This window comes from Streptomyces sp. NPDC040718 (assembly GCF_055593565.1).
Genome location: NZ_JBVIXO010000006.1, coordinates 383,006 through 402,829, shown reverse-complemented (window position 1 = coordinate 402,829; position 19,824 = coordinate 383,006). Strand labels below are relative to the sequence as shown.

The window sequence follows — 19,824 nt, the reverse complement described above, 5'->3', positions numbered from 1 at the left end:
GGCCCTGCCCGGAGCCCCCCGCCGGGCCGCGTCACCGCGGCCCGGCGGGGAGCTCGTGCGTACCCGGCGGAATCAGGAGGGGGTGCCCATCGGCATCGTTCCCATCGGCATGGTGCCCATCGGGGCGGGGGTGCCGGAGGGTTCCGGGGTCGTGGACGGTCCGGGGGTGGCGGCGCCGGTGCCCGCAGGGCTCGGTGTCGCCGCGGGGGCGCCCGTGAGGATCTCCACCTTGCCGGTGTCGAGGGAGTAGTAGCCGCCGACCACCACGACCGACCCCTTCTTGACCATGGGGGCCAGATCGGCGTTGGCGCGCAGGTCGTCCGCCGTCAGCTTGATCTGGGCGCGGATCATCCGGTCGACCGGGTCACCGGTGCCGCCCTCCTCGGCCACCTGGTCGTACGCCGGCTTCAGGGCCTGCTGGACCGCCTGGAGGCCGCCCGGCAGGTTCTTCCCGTCGCGCATCGCCTTGTACGCGGCGTCGATGGCGCCGCAGCGCTGGTGCCCGAGCACGAAGATCAGCGGGGTGCCGCCGGTCACCGGCCCGAACTCGACGGAGCCGGTGACCACCGGGCCGACCGCCTGGCCGCCGGTGCGCAGCACGTACAGGTCGCCGAGCCCGGTGTCGAAGAGCAGTTCGGGCGGCACCCGGGAGTCGATGCAGGAGAGCACCACCCCGAACGGCTCCTGGCTCTGGGCGACCAGCTGACGTCTCGTCGGGTCCCGGTCGGGGTGCTGGAGCGAGCCGTCCACCCAGCGCTGGTTGCCCTCCATCAGCCGGGCGAAGGCCGCGTCCGGGGTGGTCGGCGCCGCGTTCGGCGCGGCGGCCTCGGGCCGTCCCTTCGTACCCGCGCCCTGCGGGGAGCCGGCGGCCGTGCACGCCGAGAGCGCGCCCGCGACGGCCGCGAGGCCGCCCGCGAGCAGAGCCTTGCGGCGCGGTAGTCCTGCGCTGTCCATCGCCCGTTCCTCCGATTCGTCGTGACCCTGGCGACTATCGGACGGAAGGCGGCCGGAACGGGCGCAGGCGCGAGCGGCGGGGGGCCGTGTTCCCACCGTCGGCGCACGGCGGGGCGGTCAGGATTCGGGCAGCCGGCGCGCCCCGGTGGGGTGGGCGAGGGCCTGCCGGCCGCCGGAGGCGAGCATGCGGACCTCGTCCCGGTCGCTGATCTCCGCGCGGACGATGCCGGTGGCGTCGGCGTACACCGGGTGCCCTCCCGGGCCGGACGCCTCGGTGCGCTCCACTACCACGGTGTCCTGGCCCGTCCCGTCGCCGCCGGGAAACGTCAGCTCGTACCGTCGGACGCTCATGTGTCCATGGTGGGCCGTGCGCCCCCGGGCCGCCTTTTGGCTTTACCTTTACTTTGCGATGGTGTACGGGGTGCCCGTTTGCTCCGTCGAAGGAACCCGGTGAACACCCACCGCCTCGCCCGTGGCCGGCTAGGCCCGACGGACGCTCAGTCCCCCCGCTCCGCCGGGCCGGGGCCCCGCGCCGCCGTGAACTCCCGGGCCAGCTCCGTGAAGGCGCGGGCGGCGGCGCTCTGGTAGGCCGTGTCCCGGCGCAGCAGGGTGACCGTGCGGGAGGGCGGGGCCGGGACCAGGGGGATCCGGGTCAGGCCGGGCTGCTCCCGGGCGACGGCGTCCGGCAGGACGGTGGCCAGCCCCGTCCGCCGCACCAGCTCCGTCAGGGCCTGGACGGAGTCGGCCTCGACCGCGACGCGCGGCCGCACCCCCTGTGCCGCGCAGTACGCGTCCACGTGCCGCCGGGTCGCGAAGTCCCCGTTCAGCAGCGCCAGCGGACGTTCCGCCAGCCCGGCCGCCGGCACCGGCCCCGCCGGGGCCCCCGGCCCCGAGGACACCACCAGGCCGAGCGTCTCGGTGAACAGCGCGGTGGCCGCGATCCCCGGCGGGTGCGGTCCGCCGAACGCGATCCCGAGGTCGGTGCCGTCCGCCAGCAGCGCCGACTCGATGCGGTCCTGGGTCATCTCCCGCACCTCCACCGTGATGCCGGGGTGCGCCTCGTGGAGGGCGCCGAGCAGCGGGCCGAGCAGGTACGCCGTGAAGGTGGGGGTCAGGGCCAGGCGCAGGTGGCCGCGCGAGAGGTCGCCGACGTCGTGGACGGCCCGCTCGGCGGCCGCCAGGTCGCGCAGCGCGCGGCGCGCGTGGTGCGCGTACGCCTCCCCGGCGTCGGTGAGCCGCACCGTACGCCCGCCCCGGTCCAGCAGCAGCACGCCCACCGTCCGCTCCAGCTGCTTGATCTGCTGCGACAGGGTGGGCTGGGAGATGTGCAGCTCCTCCGCGGCGCGCGTGAAGCTGTGGTGCTCGGCGACCGCGAGCAGATAGCGCAGGTGACGCAGTTCGAGAGCCATGGCGACAACTATAGATGGCATCGATGGGTCTCATGGATGACCACTCTTGGACACTATGGGTGCAGGTCATGCAGGGTGGAACACGTCAGCCCCACAGGGGTGGATCCCAGAACGGGAGTGACCGTGCACGACCTCATCCAGGGCGTCGGCCGTTTCCGGCGCGACGTCTTCCCCGCCAAGGCGGAGCTGTTCGCCCGCCTGGCCCGGACCCATCGGCCCGCGACGCTGTTCATCGGCTGCTCCGACGCCCGCGTGGTGCCGGAGCTGTTCACCCAGAGCGAGCCGGGCGAGCTGTTCGTCGTCCGCACCGCGGGCAACCTGGTCCCCGCCCACACGCCCGGCCCCGACGCGGTCGCCGCCGGCATCGAGTACGCCGTGGCGGTCCTCGGGGTCGGCGAGATCGTGCTCTGCGGGCACTCCGGCTGCGGGGCGATGACCGCCCTCGCCGAGCGCCACGACCTCAGCGCCGCCCCGGCCGTCGCCGGCTGGCTCCGGCACGCGGACGCCTCGCTGGCCCGCGCGGCGGGGACCGGCGGCGGAGTGGACTCCCTGGTGCGGGAGAACGTACGGGCCCAGCTGGCGAACCTCGCCACGCACCCCTCGGTGGCCCGCGGCCTCGCCCGGGGCGCCCTGGTCCTGCGCGGCTGGGTCTACGACATCCCCACCGGATCCGTCGAGGAACTCGACGCCCCCGCCCCCGCCGCCTGACACCGACACCACCGACCCGGAGGAACTCCCCATGGCACACGCCCAGTTCGCCCCCGCCGTCCGCGAGCGGATCGCCGCAGACGCGGTAGAGGCCAAGACCCGCAAGAACCTCACCTGGCAGCAGATCGCCGACGTCACCGGCCTGTCGGTGGCCTTCGTCACCGCCGCCGTCCTCGGCCAGCACCCGCTGCCCGAGCCCGCCGCGCAGGCCGTCGCCGAGCTCCTCGGTCTGGACGACGACGCCGCGATGTGGCTCCGGACCATCCCCACGCGCGGCACCGGAACCGGCGCGGTTCCCACCGACCCGACCATCTACCGCTTCCACGAGATGCTCCAGGTCTACGGCACCACCCTCAAGGCCCTGGTCCACGAGCAGTTCGGCGACGGAATCATCAGCGCGATCAACTTCAGGCTGGATGTGCGGAAGGTCGCCGACCCCGACGGCGGCGAGCGCGCCGTCATCACCCTCGACGGCAAGTACCTGCCGACCAGGCCCTTCTGATCCGCCTCCGGGGCCGGGCGGGACGTGCGCGGTTCACCCGGCCGTCCCGCCGGCCGCCGGCGCCGCCAGGCAGGCCAGGGCCGCCGCCGCCAGCGCCTCCACCCCCGCCGGCAGGGCCGTGCGCACGTCCGGGGCGAAGTCCGGGGCGTGGTTGGCGGGCAGGGCCGCCAGCTTCGCGGCCGCGCCCTCCCCGGGCGCCGCGGCCCAGGCGGCCGGCCCGATCACCCCCAGCATCCAGTAGGCGAGCCGCACCCCCGGCGCGCCGTGCACCGGGAGACCCGCGTCGCCGAACAGCCCGAAGTCCTCCGTGGCCAGGGACGGCGGCCACATCGCCACCCGCTCCGCCCCCAGCCGCGCCGTGTGCGCCGCCCGCACCGCGGCCGTCGTGGCCGGGTCGGGGTGGGTGACGGGCGAGGAGCCCTCGCGGACGACCTCCGGCTCCCGGGGACAGCCCGAGGCGGCGCACTCGGCGCGGACGATCCGCTCGACCGCCTCCGCCGCCCGGGCGAGCGCGGCCTCCCCGGCCGCCCGTACGGTGATCCCCATCTCGGCCCGGTCCGGTACGACATTGGCCCGCTCGCCGGCCCACAGCCGGCCCACGGTGACCGCGACCTGCTCCGAAGGCGCCGCCTCCCGGGCCACCACCGTCTGCAGCCGGGCCACCACGTGGGCCGCCGCCACCACCGGGTCCACGGTCAGGTGAGGGGCGCCCGCGTGCCCTCCGCGCCCGTGCACCACCACCCGGAACGTCACGCTCCCGGCGGTCATCGGCCCGTACCCGTGCGCGACCATCCCGGCCGGCAGCGGGGCGGCGTGCTGCGCGAGCACCGTGTCCGGGCGGCCGACGCGCTCGTACAGCCCGTCGGCGAGCATCGCCCGCGCCCCCTCCAGGGTCTCCTCCGCGGGCTGCCCCACCACCACGAGCGTGCCCCGCCATGCCCCGGGCCCGGCACCCGCCAGCAGGGAGGCCGTCCCGGCGGCCGCGGCGAGGTGGAGGTCGTGCCCGCAGGCGTGCGCCGCCGGGCCCTCGCTCGCGTACGGCAGCCCCGTCGCCTCCCGCACCGGCAGCGCGTCCAGCTCGGCGCGCAGCATGACCGTCGGGCCCTCACCCCGGCGCAGCACCCCCGCCACCCCGTGCCCGCCGATCCCTCGCGCGGTCTCGAACCCGGCGGACTCCAGCCAGTCGGCGAACCGGGCGGCAGTGCGCTCCTCCCGGCCCGAGAGCTCGGGATGGCGGTGCAGGTCCAGGTACAGGGTCGTCAACGGCCGCAGCAGCGGCGGGAGTCCGGTGAGCACGGTGGCGGAGGCGGTCATGCCGACCATGCTCGGTCACCGGCTCCGGGCGGGACTGTCAAGGCGCTGACACTTTCTGTCAGAGGAGTGTCAGGAGATGAACGGGTGATGTGAAGGCGCGACTTGTTCTCCTTGAAGTGCGCCAGGGGGAACCGGCCGGAACACACGGGCCGGAGACCACAGGACGCACCCGGACCACCCGGACCACCCGAACCGGCCACGCCGACACGAGGCCGGCCCACCCCCAACGAAGGAGAGTCCCATGGAGAAGTCGCCGCTCGCCTCGCTCGCCGACGAGATCCTCGAGCTGGAGTCGGAGACCTTCGAGATCTCGGACTACTCGGACGCCAGCGAGGTCGTGCTCGCCGGTTCCACGAGCTGCAGCTCCACCTCGACCTGTTCCTCGACCACCAGCACCACCTCCTGCAGCGCCTGACACCCCGGCGCCGCAGCCGCAGACACCGGATGCCCCGGACCCCGCAGGAAGGGGTCCGGGGCATCCGGCATGGCGTCACGGCCGCGCCGAGAGGGCCCCGGGGAAGCCCCGGGGCCCTCTCGGACGCGGTCAGGGGAAGGGATGCGGCACCAGCCGGACCTCCGCGTCCGTCAGCGGGCTCCCGCGCAGCCCCGCCCGCATCGCGGCCGTCCGCAGCCGGGGCATGTACGGGGCCCGCTGGCGCGACCAGCCGAAGTCGATCGGCAGCAGCCCCGGCACGACCGCGCACACCGTGCTCAGCCCCATCCGCCGCTGCTCCGGCGTGGTCTGGTCGACGACGATCACGTCGTGCCCGGCGTCCGTCAGCTCCCGTACGCACAGCAGCAGGTCGTCCCGCAGGTCGCCGGTCCTCGGCCGCCCGCCGGCCTCCCAGCCCGCGTACAGCTCCGCCATCGACCGCACCCCGAGCGGCTCCCGGTAGGTCCGCGCGTGCGGGGCCATCGCCGGCAGCCCGTACAGCTGGGCGTGGTCCTTCAGGTGCAGGACCTTCCCGAAGTCCCGCGTCATCGCCTCCAGTTCGCCCTGCCGTTCGGCCACCTGCCGGGGCAGGTGCGGGATGTAGGTGAGCACCTCCGACAGCGCCGCCTCCACCGCCGACGCCGGATCCAGCGCCGCGCCCGCCCCGAAGGAGTACAGCCCCGGCCCGCCGTCGCGGCGCACGGCCAGCCCCGTCACCACGGGCACCGCGAGGTCGATGCGGTTGTCGAAGGCGTGCACGTCGTACCCCTGGAGGGCCGCCCGGTCCACCATCATCCGCACCGCCGGCCCCGGTACGGAGTCCAGGTCGATCTCCGTCAGCCGCTGCCCGCCGTACCAGGCCAGCAGGAACGCGTCCCGCTCGATCAGCTCCAGCAGGGCGCCGAGCAGGGCCTCCTCCGGGCAGCCGCCGATGGCGCAGCCGTTGGAGCACTCGAAGACGAAGTTGTCGGCCGCCAGCCCCGCGCTGTAGTACGCCAGCCGGGCCGGCACCAGCACCGGCCGGTCGTCGCGCAGCGAATGCCCGTACACCCAGGGGATGGGCCGCTCGGGGTCGAACGGCGACACGAGCGGGTCGTCCCGATAGGTCTCGGGCGGGTAGAACCCGCACTCCGCCGGGTTCAGGGCCCGCTCGCCCAGCTCCGCGTAGGAGGCGGTGAGCGCTTCGCCGCCGGTGCGCCGGTGCGTGCCCGCGTACCGCTCCAGCCCCTCCAGGAAGGCGAGGTCCCGGCTGGCCGAGAAGCTGTTGGCCTGTCCGCTCCAGGTGACGTCCGTCAGTCCCGCGTAGCCGCGCATGAAGACGCTGCCCGCGACCGGAGCGGTCGTCGGAGAGGTCACGTTGATCCAGGTGCCCCCGCCGAGCACCCCGGTCACCGGATTGGCCAGTGCCTCCCGCGGCACCGGGTACGAGGACGCCTTCCGCAGCCGCTGCGCGCCCGGGTCCGGCTTGGGCCGCGAGGCGGGGGCGAAGGGCCGCGGCGCGGCTTCGGCGCGCGGCCCGCAGTCGGGGCAGAGCGGGTCGGCGGCCAGCGGGTACGTGCGCACCTGGAGGGTCTCCAGGTCCAGCCGGGACACCTGCGGCAGGGCCCGGTCGGCGGCCACCGCGCCCGGGGCCCGCGCCTCGCCGCCGGCCACGGCGGCGTGCAGCGCCGCCGCCGCGTCCAGGACGTACGGCGACAGCCGCGGCCACCGCGCCGAGACGGGGGTGCGCGGCCCGGTCCCGGTCTCCAGCGCGTCCCGTTCGCTCTTGCTGCGCAGCCGCTGCCAGCGCATCGCGAGGCACTGCCCGCAGGCGGGGGCGGTGCCGTCGCCGCCCCAGGGGCCCAGCAGCACGGCCTGCGCACCGAGGTGGACGGTGGCGGCCGGGCGGACCCCGGCGAAGGGGTCGGCGGCCCGCGGCCCGAGGGCGTCGTGCACCCCGAGCGTGACCACGTACGGCGCCGCCGCACCCGGGGCGGCGGCAGCGGCGAGGGCCCGGTCCAGCTGCCGGCGGGCCGCTTCCAGCGCGGTGCCGTCGGGGGCACCCGCCGCCCGCACGGTCTCCGTTGCGGTGCCGGTCATGACTGGTTGCTCCAGCGGAAGGTCTTCAGCCCGATCCCGCCGAACAGGAGGGCGAAGCCGGCCAGGGCCGCGCAGCCGATGCCGATCGAGGCGAGGGAGCCGGAGCCGGTGAGGGCCCCGGAGGCGGCGTCGTTGAGGTAGCGCAGCGGCAGCACCTGCGAGACCGTGCGCAGCCAGGACGGCATCATGTCGAGCGGCAGGAAGGAGCCCGACAGGAACGCCATCGGCACCATCATGCAGTTGGCGATGGCGGCGACGGCCTCGGGCGTCCTGGCGTAGTTGCCGACGATCACCCCGATGGCCATGAAGGCGGTGATGCCGAGCACCAGCGCGGGCAGCACCAGCGGCCAGCGCCCGTCCAGTTCGAGCCCGAACCCGGGCAGCATGGCGACGGCGACGAACACGGCCGCCTGCACCACGCCGACCACCAGGGCCAGTACGTAGCGCGAGGCCAGCACCGTGGTCAGCGGCGTCGGGCTGAGCCGGATCAGCCGCAGCAGGTCGTCGCGGCGCCACTGCATCAGGGTGAAGGCGATCCCGAAGACGGCGGCGTTGGCGACGCCCCAGGACATCACGCCGGGCGCGATGTACGAGATGTACGGGCGGCCGCTCTGCTCCACGTCCTGGCCGCTGAAGATCAGGCCGAAGACCACGAGGAACAGCAGCGGGAAGGCGAAGGTGAAGAACAGCGTGGCCTTGTCCCGGACCTGGGCCCGGTAGCCGGCTGCGGTCAGTGCCGTGTAGGCGCTCATGCGCGGGACTCCAGGGTGTGTGCGGGGGAGTGGGCTTCGGCCGCGGTGCGGCCGGTCAGCTCCAGGTAGACGTCCTCCAGGGTGGCCGTACGGGTCATCACCCCGTCGAGCCCGGTGAGCGCGTCGACGGCCTGGAGCACCTTGCCGGGGACCGAGGTCTCCAGGACCAGCGAGCCGCCCTGTTCGCTGACCCGCTCCACGCCCTCCAGCGCTGCCGCCTCGTCCCGGCCGATCCGCCCCTCGGGGACCAGCAGCCTGGCCCGGGAGCCGGCGGCGGTGATCAGCTGGTGCGGGGAGTCGAGCGCGGCGATGCGGCCGTCGACCAGGATGGCCACCCGGTCGCACAGGGCCTCGGCCTCGTCGAGGTGGTGGGTGGTGTAGACGATGGTGCGGCCTTCGCCCTTGAGGGCGCGCAGCACCTGCCACAGGTCGCGGCGGGCCTGCGGGTCCAGCGCGGCGGTCGGCTCGTCGAGGAAGATCAGCTCGGGGTCGTGGACCAGGGCGGAGGCGATGGCGAGCCGCTGCCTCTGGCCCCCGGAGAGGTTCTCCACGAGCACGTCGCGCTGCTCGGTCAGCCCGACCAGCGCCAGCGAACGGTCCGCGGCGGCCGCGTCCTTGCGGTACAGCCCGGCGACGGTGGCGAGGTGTTCGCGCGCCGTCTGCCGGACGAAGAACGCCGAGGCCTGCGTCTGTACGCCGATCCGGGGCAGCAGTGCCGTGTTGCGCGGCCAGGGGCTGTGCCCCAGGACCTCGACGGTGCCCGAGTCGGCCTGGCGCAGGCCCTCGACGATCTCGATGAAGGTGGTCTTGCCCGCCCCGTTGGGGCCGAGCAGGCCGAAGAACTCGCCGCGGCGCACGTCGAGGGAGAGCCCGTCCACGGCCTGGCGGCCGCCGTAGCGCTTGCGGACCTCCCGGACGGCGACGGCCACGGGCGCGTCGGGCGGCGGAGTGCGGTCAGTAGTCATGCTGCGGTTCCCTCGGTGTCGGAATCGGGTGGGGGGACGGAAGACGGTTCAGGGGCCGGCGGCGAGCACGACGGCGGCCGCGAGGCACCCGGCCAGGAGCAGGACCAGCACGGCCGAGCCGATCCCGTAGCCGAGGTACAGCCGCCGGGCCCGTACCGGGTAGGCGGCCGCCGCGGCCTTGTCCCGCATCCGCAGCCGCAGGTACGCCGAGCTGGCGGGCGCCAGCCGGGTCACGCGCAGCGCGTGCCCGAGCAGGGTGTAGCCGTCGAGCGGCGGCAGCGGGACGAGGTTGACCAGGGCCTGCCCGCTGCCGAGCAGCAGCAGTGCGCCCAGCACCCGGCCGGTGGGGTCGCCCGCGGGCAGCGCCGCCCACCAGGCGCAGAACGGCAGCAGGAACAGCAGGTTGGCGAAGGCGCCCGCGCCGGCCACGGCCAGCTGGTCGCGGCGGCGCGGCAGGTAGCGGTAGTTGTCGACCCGGCAGTACATGATCACCATCGGCAGCCGCCAGCGCAGCCCGATCTCGCCCACGGTGCCGCCCACGTGGCGGGCGGCGATCCCGTGCGCGAACTCGTGCAGGGCCGTGCTGAGCCACAGCAGCGAGGCCACGGCCAGCAGCGGTGCCGGCCGTGTCAGCAGCCACCACAGATCGGCGGACAGGACGCCCGCCGATGCCGCGAGCCACGCCTCCATGGCCAGGAGGACGAGCAGCAGCGCGCCCAGCACCGCCGGGTGCAGGACCGGCCGCAGGACGCGGTGCAGCCGTGCGGTCGTGGCGTCGGCGTCGGCGACCAGCCGCAGGGTGCCGCGCAGCAGTGTCCCGGTCCGCTGCGGCCCGGGACCCCGCTGTGCCTCCGGATCCGGGCCGCCCGCCAGCAGCCGCCGGGTGCCGAGCAGCCCGAGCAGCTGCTGCCAGTTCCGTTCGCCCAGCCGGCGCCCGAAGGCCCGCCCGTACGACTCGCCGATCTCCGCCAGGCTGCGCGAGCCGTCGAGGCGCGACACCAGGAAGTACTCCTTCGGCCCGATCTCGAACGCCGCCCCGGACACCGGGTCCTTGACCAGGTGCACCACGGCCGGGCCGTTCAGCAGCGGCGGCGACAGCAGGACCCCCGGCCGCAGCGCCGGCCGGTGGTCCTGCATCCCGGAGGGGGCGGTCACGGCCCGACCGCCCCGGCCGCCCCCGCGCCCTCGCGCAGCACCCGGCCCAGCAGGTGCGAGAGGTAGGCCTCGTCCCGGATCGTCACGTGCAGCCGGTTGTTGGTCATGTGCATGTACGGGGACAGCAGCAGCGGCAGCGCCACCGCCGGATCGGTCACCCGCTCGTCGCGGTTCCCGTCCCAGGACCGGAACACCAGCTCCCCGCCCGCCGCCAGGGCCTCCGCGCGCCGCCGCAGCTCACGGCAGTGCTCCGCCCAGCCGGCCAGGAACCCCGGCAGCCGGCCGGTCTCCCCGGAGCCGAGCGCCTCCAGCACGCCCTCGAACCGCCGCCCGAGACCGGGACCGGTCTGCTCGTACGTGCGGTCGTACTCGGTCGAGCCGATGAAACCGGTGCCCGGGAACGCCCGGTGCCAGAACCGGTAGTAGCTGTCCAGGTAGTTCCCCAGCTCCTCCCGGTCGGGCAGGAACACCCCGGCCATCACCATCATCAGCTGCGCCGACGTACCCAGCAGCACCGTCCGCAGGTGCAGGTTCATCGAGCCCAGGGCGTCCATCACGAGGTCGCTGGAGTGCGCGAAGTGCCACTCCGCGAGCTCCACCCCGGCCGGGCCGCCGTACTTGCCGTACTCCGGCTCGTACGGCTCGTACGAGAACGAGTTGTTGGGCCGCAGGTTCATCCGGCCGTCCTCGCCCATGAAGGCGGCCCGGTCCCCTTCCGGGAACTCGATGTCGAACAGGGTGTTGTAGAACTCGTTGAGGAAGCCGGAGTCCACCTCGTACAGCGCGGGCCGGGACTTCAGGAACGCCGACACGGCCTCCTCGGCGCGGCGGCGCACCTCCGGCTCCGCTTCCGGGGTCACCGGCCGCAGCCGCAGGCGTACGTGCGGGCCCTCCAGCCAGTAGTTGATGAAGAAGTGCCCCGCCAGCAGCCCGTCCGCCGTCAGGGAGGCGATCAGCGGCCGCACGCACTGCACCAGCAGCGGCTGCGGGTTGGCGGCGTAGAACACGTGCATGGCCTGCCACGCGCCACGCGTCGGGGTCAGCTCTGACATGCGGGTGCGCCCTCCTCGGTCCGGACGGTCGTGGTGAAGGTCTCGACGGCGAGCTCGGCGACGTGCGCGCCGCGCGCCGAACGGACGTGCAGGCCGTCCGGGTCCGGGAGCATCTCCCGGAAGACGACCCGGTGGCCGCCCTCGCGCAGCAGCGGCTCGAACGCGGCCAGGGACAGCAGGCTGGAGAAGTCCACGTACTGCGGCTTGGCACCGAGCGCCGACGGGCCCGCCGACACGGTCGCGAACACCCGCTCCGGCAGCCCGTGCGCCCGGCGCCAGCGCTGCCACTCCAGGAAGTGCCCGGCCTCCCGGGCCCCGTGCGCCGGCAGCTCGCCCGCCGTGGTCGTCCAGCTGCGCCGGCTCAGCACCAGCTCCCCGTGCACCACCCGCGGACGCGTGGTCACCCCGCCCTGCGGGACGCCCTCCGGCACCCCCGCCCAGACGTCCAGCGGCGACATCGAGGACGGTGAGAGCAGCAGCAGCGTGCGCGGTACGGCGGGCAGCGCCAGCGGCACCAGGTACCCCAGGTAGACCGGGATCACCTCCAGCCCCAGCCGCCGCGAACGCAGCACCACGCGGCCGGTCTCCGGCACGTGCTCCGCGTACAGGTCGTCCAGGCGCAGCAGCCGGTCCTCCGGCAGGGTTCCGCTCTCGCCCGGGCAGACGATCTCGTACTCGGTGAGCCGGCCGTGCAGGTTCAGGTTGGTGGTGACCGCCCCGCCCGTGACCTCCGCGAACACCGCCCCGGGCGGGGTGACCCCGGCGGCCGTCGCGCGCAGCTCGCCGTCCAGCCCGGCCGGCTCCGGGTAGAGGTGCGTGAACCGGCTGAACGGGAAGGAGAGCCCGCCGTACGAGCGGTTGAGGACGGTCAGCTCCTCGCCCGTCTCCGGGTCCCGCGCCAGCTGGAGGTGGTGGCAGCGCGGCGCGAAGCCGGGTACCACCGGCTCCAGTTCGGCCGCGACCGCCTCCACGTCCTGCGCGGAGAGCCGCAGCTCGCCGCCGCCCGCGCCCCGCTCCCCGTACGCCGCCCAGTGCTCCCGCATCCGGCCGGTGAAGGCCCGCCGCGCCGCGTCCAGGGCCCGGATCCCCGGCAGGCCGAGCCAGTTCTCCTCCGGCACGTACTCGCCGCGCGCGTCGAAGGGGGTGCGCCGCGCGGTGAAGGACAGGTACTGGTCGAAGAAGTCCTCGTGGAAGTCGTGCACCAGCCCCAGCAGGTCCTCGCAGCGCCCGCCCCGGCCGTAGCGGGCCGTGAAGAACCCCTCGAAGGTGATCCGCTGGGCCACCGTCAGGTCGAAGGCCGGCAGGATCCGCTCGACCGAGCGCAGCGAGCCGCCGCCCGAGCCCGGCTCCGCCCAGGCCGGGGGAGCCGCCGCCAGGTCGCGGCCCGCGCTGGTGTCCTCGTACACCAGCGTCTGCGGCAGCGGCGCGTCCGCCGGGGCCCCCAGCTCCTCCTGTGCCCGGCGCAGCGCCGCGCGCAGGGCGGACAGCAGCTCGCGGCGCTCGGCGCGCCCGGCGAGCGGATAGCGCTCCAGCAGCCGGGCGGGCTCCTCCAGCAGCGCGGCCAGCTCGTCGGCCCAGGGCCGTTCCAGGCCGGCCAGGGCCCGCTGGAAGGACCGTACGGGGTCCCCGCCGTGCACCTCGGTGTCCAGGCACGGCACCCGCACCATGCCGAGCTGGAGCAGGGCCCCGATGTACGCCTCGCACTCCTCGGGGGCCGCGCCGTGCTCGGCGGCCAGCCAGTCGGCCAGCTCGTGGTGGCGCAGCTCGGGCTCGCCGCCCGCGGCACCCGCCCGCTCGGCCCGCTCCGCGAAGAGGGCGAGCAGCCGGTCCAGGGTTCCGCTGCGGCGCAGGAAGAACAGCCGGTCCTTGACCGCGTCGAAGGTGACGGCGGCCGTGTCGTCGCCGGCCGTCACCGAGCGGCGCACGTACCGGATCCGGTCGTCCTCCCGCCCCCAGCCCGGCGCCGGGCGCAACGGCAGGTCCCGCCGGCGCACCGGGTCGGCGAGGACCAGCTCGGCGAGGCGCGCCAGCACCACCACGTTCAGCCGGACGTGACTGCTCCAGGCGTCCTCCACCCGGATCCCGTCCGCCCCCGCCTCCGGGGTGAACCGGCCGGTCGCCACCCCGGTGAAGGTGCTGAAGGGGCTGGTCTTGCAGGCGGTGCGGTAGAGGTACGAGAGCACCGAGCGCTCGGCCTTGCGCGCCCGGCCCCCCGGCTCCCCGCCCCCCGCGGTGGCCGCCGCGTACGCGTCGAGCTGCCCCTCCAGCACCGGCGAGGCCAGCAGCAGCCCGTGCCGCAGCCGGTCGTCGCCCAGCAGCTCCCGCAGCGCGGCCCGGCCCCGGCCCAGATCGGCCGCGAGCAGCGGCTCCCCCTCGGCCAGCAGCTTCTCCAGCTCGCGGGTCCGCTCCAGCCAGAGCGCCAGCCGGTCGCCGGCCTCCTCGCCCAGGTCCGCCACCGCCCGCAGGGCGGCCCCGGCATCGGCGGGCAGCCGCCCGTTGTGGACCTGGCGCCGCAGCCGCAGCAGTTCGCGCCGGTGCGCCGCACCCGGCCCGCCCGGCTCCGGATCGGTCGCGCCGACCGCCCGGTGCAGCACCTCGCTCAGCCACTGCGCGTCCGCCCGCAGCGTCTCCTCGGCCGCGAGGACGTCGGCCGCCCAGCGGCCGGTGTCCCCGCAGCGCAGCGCGTCGGCCGCGGCCAGCGGCAGGCCGGCGACGCGCAGCATGAAGCGCTCGCCGGTGTGCCATTCGGTGGTGGTGTCCATCCTGTTCCCCCTGCTTCTCTCGTGGCCCGGTCAGGCGATCTCGTGGCGGAAGTCGGCGGGCCGCGGCCGCTCGTGGCCGAGCAGCATGATCAGCAGCGGTGCCTCGTCGGTGTCCGTCAGCCCCAGCCGCTCGGCGTACGAGACGTTGTCGAAGCCCAGCGCCACGCCCGCGCCGAGCCCGTGGGCGGCGGCCGTGGTGTAGAAGGTCTGCGCGATCGCGCCGACGGCCGCCCCCATCAGGCGGTAGCCCCGGTCGCCGACCGCGTCGAGGACCGCGGTGGTCCGTACCGTCGGCACCAGCACGGCGCCCGCCTGCTCCAGGTTGTAGTTGGACAGGAAGTAGTTGGCCTGGAGGAACGGCCCGGGCGGCCCCGGCACCACCAGCCGCAGCGCGTGCTCCGCCGGGTCGTAGGCGTAGCTGCCCGGCTCGATCCCCTCGACGTGGTTGACGAAGGCGTACAGAGAGGTCAGCGCAGGCCCGTCGGGCCGCTCCGCCTCGCTGCCGGGCCGGGTCGCCGCGCAGTCCGCCAGCGCCGCCGCCAGCTGCTCCGCGGACACCGCCCGGCGGGCGTCGAAGCGGCCGAAGCTGCTGCGCCGGGCCCGGAGCGCGGCGGCCTCCTCCATCGGGGGCGCCGCCGGGGCGGGCAGGGGGACGGGCCGCCCGCCCCGCGGCGGGTACGCGGCCGCCGAGTCCAGCACGCCGGGCGCCGGACGGTCGCCGGCCCGGCCGAGGGTGGCCCCGTGGATCCGCTCCAGGGTCTCGAAGGCCAGTACGGTGCGGGACCGCTCCGAGTCCCGCCGGCGGACCCCGGCGCCCGTCGAAGGAGTCCCGGCGGCGGAGCGGACCGCGTCGCCCTCCCACTCCAGGGGGAGCACCGCGAAGACGCCCTCCTCCTCGGGGGCCACCCCGAGCAGCCGGGCGAGGCGCTCCTCGTCGAACCAGAGCGCCGGCGCGATCCGCAGCCCGTGCGCCCGGGCCCACAGCCGCCAGGTCTGCACCAGCGCGCCCACGTCCATGCTGACCGCGTGGAACGAGAAGCTGTTGTACTTGAACGAGTTCTGCCAGTACTTGACGCTCAGCACCAGGTACTGCGAGGCGCCCTCGTCCGGGCCGTGGCCCAGCGCCTCGCGCACGTCACCGGTGACGTCGCCGGCCAGCAGCCGGCGCAGCCCGTGCTGGTGCGGGGCGTAGTGGTACAGGCCCGGGGCGAGCGGTCCGCCCGCACCGGCCGCCCAGTACACGCCGACCGGGTAGAGCCCGCCGCCCGAGGCGGTGCCCCGCGACCAGTTGGCCTGCGTGTAGTGCGGCAGCGCCGCCAGGTCGGTGTTGGCCTGCACGGCCAGGCGCCGGCCGGTCAGCCCGTACGAGTCCTGGAGCATTCCGGACAGCAGCGGCAGGGTGAACCCCGGCGCGGGGCGCGGCCCGCCGGCCGCCGGATCCGGCAGCGGCAGGACCTCCGCGCCGGGGTAGTACTTCGCCTTGCGGGGGCGGTCGGCCCAGTCGGGCACGAAGTCGACGGGCTCCATGGGCACCCGGCCCCGGTACATGATGGCGCTGGCGTAGTCATGGGCGTAGCCCACGGGTCCTCCTCGGGTCGTGCGGCCGTGCCGGGCGGGCCGGCGGCCGGGTCAGGGGAAGGGGTGCGGGGCCGGGTTGAGGTCGGCCGGCTCCAGGTCGCGGCCGCGCAGCCCCGCCTGGCGCAGGGCCGTGCGCATGCGCGGCATGCCCAGCGCGCGCTGCCGCGACCAGCCGAAGTCGATCGGCAGCAGCCCCGGCACCAGCACGCTCACGGTGTGCAGGCCCAGCGCCCGCTGCTCCGGCAGGGTCTGGTCGACCACCACCACGTCGAACCCCCCGGCGGCGACGGCCTCCACGCACCGCGCCAGGTCCTCGGACACGTCGTCCGACACCCCCTCGGGGCCCAGCAGCGACGACACCGGCCGCAGCGGACCCCGCGAGGGCCCGCGCAGCAGGAAATCGGCGTGGCGGCCCATCTCCGGCACCCCGTACACCAGCGGGTGGTCGTGCAGCGCGGTGACCAGGTCGAAATCGGCTGCCATCGCACGCAGCCGCTCCTCGTCCCGCTCGGTGCGCCCGGGCAGGTTGACCGCGTCCGTGGCGATCTCGCACAGCGCCGAGTCCAGCGCCGACTCCGGGTCCAGTCCGGCCCCCGCCCCGAAGCACATCCGCCCCGTGCCGCCGTCGAACCGTTCGGCGACCCCGGTCACCACCGGGATCGGGAAGCTGATCCGCGTGTCGAAGAACCGCGCCCGGTACCCGTACAGGGCCAGCCGGTCGACCATCGCCCGCGTCGAGGCCCTGGAGCTGGTGGCCGGGTCGATCTCGGGCAGCGGCTGCCGCCCGTACCAGGTGAGCAGGAAGGCGTCCCGCTCGACCACCTCCATCAGCCCGAAGTAGGCGGCCTCGGCCAGACTCCCGCCCGAGGCGCAGCCGTTGGAGCTCTCCTGCACGAACCGGTTCTCCAGGCCCGGAGCGTGGTAGTACGTCAGCACCTCCGGCACCAGCCGCGGCTGCCGGTCGCGCAGCGACCAGCCCCACACCCACGGGATCTCCCGGTCCGGGTCGAAGGGCCGCACCCTCGGGTTGTCCCGGTAGAAGGCCTCGCTGTAGAGGCCCACGACCCTCGGGTCGACGGCCTCGGCCCCGAAGCCGTTCAGCGAGCCGGTGACGCTGGTCGTGCGCGAGCGCGAGCGCATCCCCGCGTACCGCTCCAGCCCTTCCAGCACGCCGACCCGGGCGCTGCGGTCGAAGGAGTCCGTGTGCCCGCCCCAGAACGTCTCGCGGAGGTACTCGCCGGAGCGCATCGAGAAGCAGCCGATCGTCGCGGAGGTGGACGTCGAGGAGACGTCCTGCACCAGCGAGGGCCCCAGCGCCCCGCACAGCGGGTTCGCGAACGCCGCCACGTCGATGGCGTACGCCTCCACGGGCCGGGTACGGAACGCCCCCGGCCGGTACTTGGGCGCGGGCCCCGGATCCAGCGCCCGGGCCGTGTCAGCCTCGGGCGCCCCGCACACCGGGCACTCCGGATCGGGCACCAGCGGGTACCTCCGCACGCCCCCGCTCCGCAGGTCCAGCACCCACACCCCGGGGAACACCCCGCCCGCCGCCCCGGTGGTGCCGGAGCCCGCCGAGACCACCAGTGCGGCCAGCGCGTCGGCGGCGAAGGCGTGCGCGTACGGCCAGCCGCCCGCCGCCCGGGTACCGCCGCCCAGCTCCAGGGCGTCCCGCAGCGCGACCGACCGCACCGCCTGCCAGCGCCGCTCCAGGCACCGCGCACAGCCCGGCCCGTCCCCCGGAAGGGGGCCCACCACGGCCTGGTGCCCGTAGAGGGCCACCGGGACCGCGCCCGCCGGCACTTCCCGGCCGGAAACGGCGAACGCGTTCCGCAGCCCCAGCGCCGACACGGCCACCGGCGGCCCGCCCAGCGCGGCCACCGACCGCTCCAGCAGCTCCGTGAACCGCCCGGCTGCCTCCCGCCCGAGCCCGTCCGCCACCGCGGCGGAGCCGCTACGCGTCATCGCCGGACTCCCGGACCGCCGCCTGGGCGAGCAGCACCCGCACGGTGTGGATCCCCACCCCGGCCGTCTCCGCCGACCCGGTCGGGACCGCGTACGCGTCGAGCCCCGCCCCGGCCAGGAGCTCCAGCACCCGGTCCCAGGCCGCGCCGGCCCCCGCCGCCAGGGGCGCGGCCGCCTCCCCGGACACCGCCAGCGCGCGCGGGTCCAGGTCGAGCAGCAGGGGATCGCGGCCCGCGTCGGCGCCGTCGGCCCCGTACTGCACCGCGCCCAGCAGCTCCCGCAGGGCCGCGACCGCCGCCGTACGCCGGTCCAGGCCCTCGCCCAGCGCCCAGTGCTCCCCGGCGCGCGCGAGCAGCACCTGTACCCCGGAGCGCGGGCCCTCCCCGAGGTCCAGCAGCTCCGGCTCCAGCTCCAGCCGGTCCGCCGACCGCAGCAGGAAGCCGAGTTCGGCGTCCTCACCGTCGCGCTCCGGCAGCGGCACCCGGGCCGCCGCCGCACCGCGCACCGCGCGCAGCAGCGCGGCGTGCCCGAGCGCCGACAGCAGCCCGGCCGCGGCCGCGTCGGCGGGGGAGGGGCCGGCCCCGGCCCCGGCGCGGGTGCGTTCGAAGAGCCGCTCGGCGTTGTGCGGGCCGAACGGCCGTACCGCGCCCGCCGGGACCAGCGCGGGCTCCTTCGTCAGCAGGGACACCGCGCGCTGGTACGCGGACGCCTCGCCCGGTATCCCGGAGGCGGTCGCCAGCCGCGCCGCGGGCACCGCGCCGGGCCCACCGGCACCGACCACGTCGCGGGCCGGCACCACGTGCTCCGCGTACACCAGCGCCGCCGCGTCCAGGGCGCGCATCCGGGCGCCCGCCACGTGGTGGACGTCGAACGCGGCCACCGTGCGCGTCTCCCCGTGCCCGAGGCCCAGCTCCACGACCCCGGCCTTCAGCGGGATCTGGGTGAGCTCCTCGTCCGCGTACCGGGTGAACACCCCCGTGTACGGGCGCACCAGGGCGGAGCGCCGGTTGAGCTCCTCGACCAGCTCGTCCGCCTCGCGGGCGGTCTCCAGCGTCGGCAGCGCGGGCGTGCCCGAGGTACCGGCGGCGGCGAGGTCCAGGGGGGCGGCCTCGGTCTCCCCGGGCGCGCAGAACGGGCAGCGCGGGTGCGGGAAGAGCGGCTCGGCGGTGACGTCCAGCGAGGCGGTGTCCTGGATGAGGAGCCGTCCGGCGGTCTCGGCGGGCAGCGAGCCGGAGGCCGCGCGGAACACCTCGTACCCGAGCAGGTTGCCGATCATCGCGGCCAGCGGCCGCCCCGGCACCGGGCCCTCGGCGAGGGGCGCCTCCGGCAGCGCGAGGGCGCTCCACAGGGCGGCCGCCGCCGGGCCGCCGCGCGCCGCGCCCAGCCGCAGGGCCGCGCAGGACCAGCAGCCGGCGGCGCCGTGCGCCATGAGAGGGCCGACCACGGCGTCGTTCCCGTACGACCAGGCGGGCAGCAGGGTGCGCCCCTCGGGGACCCCGGCGCGCAGCAGCGGCAGCAGCCGGGCCGGAGCCGCCGCCCCGCCGGTCACCACGACGAAGTCGTACTCCTCCAACTCCGCCCAGCCGAGCGGGTGTCCGGGCAGGGTGCGGATCTCCACCGGGCAGCCGTCGGCGACGGCTTCGGCCGCCTCGGCCCGTACCCCGTCCGTGTCGGCCCCCGGCGGCAGGCCGACGGCGGCACAGCCGTTGCGCACCAGGCTGAGCGCGCACCAGCGGGCAACGGCGTCCTCGCCGAGTACGGCGACCCGGGTGCCGCGGAAGCGCAGGAAGCGTGCCTCGGCGTCGTCGGCGTAGTGGTCGGCGTAGGCGATCTGCGGCGCGAATCTGCGGGCCACGTCCGGCGGCGCGGCGGCCGGGTCGGTGTCGGCGGGCTCGGCGACGGACCGGGCGAAGTCCCGTTCGTACAGGGTCTTGACGAGTTCACCGACCATCGCGCGCTGGGAGTCGCCGAATCCCTGACACAGCTCGGTGACGGTGTGCTCGCCGGTCAGGTGCGGGACGATCAGCGTGGCGAACCGGTACGCGGTGCGGGCGGTGAGGCGGAAGCCCCCGTCGGAATTGTGGAACAGCACGCCGTCGGGCGTTTCGGTGAAGAGCACGTCCCGGCGGATCCTCGGGCGTGTCGCGGCAACGTGCTGGTAGCTGTCCAGGGACATGGAACACCTCTGATTGCGGTCTG

General features: G+C 75.7%; 16 protein-coding genes. 3 read left to right on the top strand and 13 right to left on the bottom strand.

Annotation, left to right across the window (positions count from 1 at the left end; translation table 11 throughout):
* Positions 1-72: 72 nt before the first annotated feature.
* The 3 genes from ACZ597_RS18740 to cynR all read right to left on the bottom strand — a co-directional run bounded on the left by ACZ597_RS18740 (position 73) and on the right by cynR (position 2,363).
* Complete coding sequence (locus tag ACZ597_RS18740; RefSeq protein WP_471331074.1) at positions 73-954, bottom strand: carbonic anhydrase; 882 nt, start codon at positions 952-954, stop codon at positions 73-75.
* A gap of 117 nt (positions 955-1,071) precedes the next feature.
* The gene (locus ACZ597_RS18735; RefSeq protein WP_471331071.1) at positions 1,072-1,305 is read right to left on the bottom strand and encodes a DUF6296 family protein; all 234 of its coding nucleotides are present in this window, start codon (positions 1,303-1,305) and stop codon (positions 1,072-1,074) included.
* 146 nt (positions 1,306-1,451) lie between these two features.
* A complete protein-coding gene (cynR, locus tag ACZ597_RS18730; RefSeq protein ID WP_471331070.1) occupies positions 1,452-2,363 on the bottom strand; it encodes a transcriptional regulator CynR in 912 nt (303 codons plus the stop codon).
* Between the two features lie 123 nt (positions 2,364-2,486).
* Here cynR and ACZ597_RS18725 point away from each other — a divergent pair, with 123 nt between their 5' ends.
* Together ACZ597_RS18725 and cynS are read left to right on the top strand one after the other, a co-directional pair.
* Positions 2,487-3,071: a carbonic anhydrase gene (locus tag ACZ597_RS18725; RefSeq protein WP_471331067.1), complete on the top strand. Its 585-nt coding sequence runs from the start codon at positions 2,487-2,489 to the stop codon at positions 3,069-3,071.
* A 31-nt stretch (positions 3,072-3,102) separates the two neighbouring features.
* A complete protein-coding gene (gene cynS / locus ACZ597_RS18720; protein WP_471331064.1) occupies positions 3,103-3,573 on the top strand; it encodes a cyanase in 471 nt (156 codons plus the stop codon).
* Between the two features lie 33 nt (positions 3,574-3,606).
* Here cynS and ACZ597_RS18715 read toward each other — a convergent pair whose 3' ends face one another.
* Entirely contained in the window at positions 3,607-4,887 is a 1,281-nt protein-coding gene (locus ACZ597_RS18715) for an amidohydrolase (RefSeq protein WP_471331062.1), read from the bottom strand.
* A 241-nt stretch (positions 4,888-5,128) separates the two neighbouring features.
* Between ACZ597_RS18715 and ACZ597_RS18710 the strand changes: the two genes are divergently transcribed.
* Positions 5,129-5,302: a thiazolylpeptide-type bacteriocin gene (locus ACZ597_RS18710; protein ID WP_007268044.1), complete on the top strand. Its 174-nt coding sequence runs from the start codon at positions 5,129-5,131 to the stop codon at positions 5,300-5,302.
* A 129-nt stretch (positions 5,303-5,431) separates the two neighbouring features.
* Here ACZ597_RS18710 and ACZ597_RS18705 read toward each other — a convergent pair whose 3' ends face one another.
* The 9 genes from ACZ597_RS18705 to ACZ597_RS18665 are packed head-to-tail and all read right to left on the bottom strand — an operon-like array spanning position 5,432 to position 19,801.
* Positions 5,432-7,399, bottom strand: a complete 1,968-nt coding sequence (locus ACZ597_RS18705; RefSeq protein WP_471331059.1) for a TOMM precursor leader peptide-binding protein — start codon at positions 7,397-7,399, stop codon at positions 5,432-5,434.
* On the bottom strand, positions 7,396-8,151 hold the full coding sequence (locus ACZ597_RS18700; RefSeq protein ID WP_471331057.1) for an ABC transporter permease: 756 nt from the start codon (positions 8,149-8,151) through the stop codon (positions 7,396-7,398). Before ACZ597_RS18700 ends, ACZ597_RS18705 begins: the two co-directional genes overlap by 4 nt.
* Positions 8,148-9,116: an ABC transporter ATP-binding protein gene (locus ACZ597_RS18695; protein ID WP_471331054.1), complete on the bottom strand. Its 969-nt coding sequence runs from the start codon at positions 9,114-9,116 to the stop codon at positions 8,148-8,150. Before ACZ597_RS18695 ends, ACZ597_RS18700 begins: the two co-directional genes overlap by 4 nt.
* Before the next feature lie 48 nt (positions 9,117-9,164).
* Complete coding sequence (locus ACZ597_RS18690; RefSeq protein ID WP_471331349.1) at positions 9,165-10,253, bottom strand: peptidase M50; 1,089 nt, start codon at positions 10,251-10,253, stop codon at positions 9,165-9,167.
* A 14-nt stretch (positions 10,254-10,267) separates the two neighbouring features.
* Positions 10,268-11,323 (bottom strand): lantibiotic dehydratase C-terminal domain-containing protein, encoded by a 1,056-nt coding sequence (locus tag ACZ597_RS18685; RefSeq protein WP_471331051.1) that lies wholly within the window; start codon positions 11,321-11,323, stop codon positions 10,268-10,270.
* Entirely contained in the window at positions 11,311-14,085 is a 2,775-nt protein-coding gene (locus tag ACZ597_RS18680; RefSeq protein ID WP_471331048.1) for a lantibiotic dehydratase, read from the bottom strand. The genes ACZ597_RS18685 and ACZ597_RS18680 overlap by 13 nt, the downstream gene beginning before the upstream one ends.
* 30 nt (positions 14,086-14,115) lie before the next feature.
* Entirely contained in the window at positions 14,116-15,666 is a 1,551-nt protein-coding gene (locus tag ACZ597_RS18675; RefSeq protein ID WP_471331045.1) for a SagB family peptide dehydrogenase, read from the bottom strand.
* Positions 15,667-15,714: 48 nt separating this feature from the next.
* Positions 15,715-17,625 carry a TOMM precursor leader peptide-binding protein gene (locus ACZ597_RS18670; protein ID WP_471331042.1) on the bottom strand — a complete coding sequence of 637 codons (1,911 nt, stop codon included), beginning with the start codon at positions 17,623-17,625 and terminating at the stop codon, positions 15,715-15,717.
* Positions 17,615-19,801: a TOMM precursor leader peptide-binding protein gene (locus ACZ597_RS18665; protein ID WP_471331039.1), complete on the bottom strand. Its 2,187-nt coding sequence runs from the start codon at positions 19,799-19,801 to the stop codon at positions 17,615-17,617. The genes ACZ597_RS18670 and ACZ597_RS18665 overlap by 11 nt, the downstream gene beginning before the upstream one ends.
* Positions 19,802-19,824: the final 23 nt, after the last annotated feature.